This window comes from Streptomyces graminilatus (genome assembly GCF_001418565.1).
GTDB lineage: Bacteria > Actinomycetota > Actinomycetes > Streptomycetales > Streptomycetaceae > Streptomyces > Streptomyces graminilatus.
In genome coordinates, this window is record NZ_LIQQ01000048.1 from 11,806 (window position 1) to 12,427 (window position 622).

1 protein-coding gene is annotated in these 622 nt (G+C 70.6%); it reads right to left on the reverse strand.

Annotated features, from left to right (window positions below; all coding sequences use genetic code 11):
- Positions 1 to 336, reverse strand: a 336-nt coding sequence (locus AOK08_RS05570) for a luciferase domain-containing protein (protein WP_055524205.1), incomplete at its 3' end; no start/stop codon positions are given.
- Between the last annotated feature and the right edge of the window lie 286 nt (positions 337 to 622).

Here is a 622-nt window from a genome sequence, read left to right on the forward strand (position 1 = left end):
CGCGGGCGGGCTGTCGATGTTCGGCCGGCCCTTGTGGGCCTGGAGGGCCAGGCTGATCAAGGTCATGAGCAGATCGACGTCCGCGTCGCATTCCAGACGTATGGTCACCCACTGCGAGCCCGGCACGAACTGGATGGCGGTCGACCGGCTGAGGTCGCCCTCGAAGTGCTGGATCATCCTGGCCGTGAGGTGCAGGTCGACCCGGCGATCGGAGTGGAAGTGGACGATCTCGGCTCCGCCGGAGCGCAGGGCACGGCCGGTGCGGCAGCTGGGCTCGGCCTCTGTCAGGTCCGGCCAGCTCACGAGTTGCGTCAGGGCACGCAAGGTCGCCGTCATGAGCCCATCATGATGCGCTGGCCCACAGTCCACCAGAGCTTAAGGGTGACGTAACCCGCCCGCACTGCCCGAACGTCCGAATCCCCGACCCCGCCCACCCTGCCCAACCCGCAGATCACGCAGATCACGCAGATCACGCAGCCCCACGAAACCGTCGCGGACGCCCGGTCTACGACTCGCGGGCCGGGCCGAGCCGAGCCGGGCCGAGCCGGGCCGGGCCGGGTCAGGCCGGGCGGGGCCCCGGAGGCTGCTCTTCCGGCTGCCCTCATGGCCCTTTCCCGGGCCG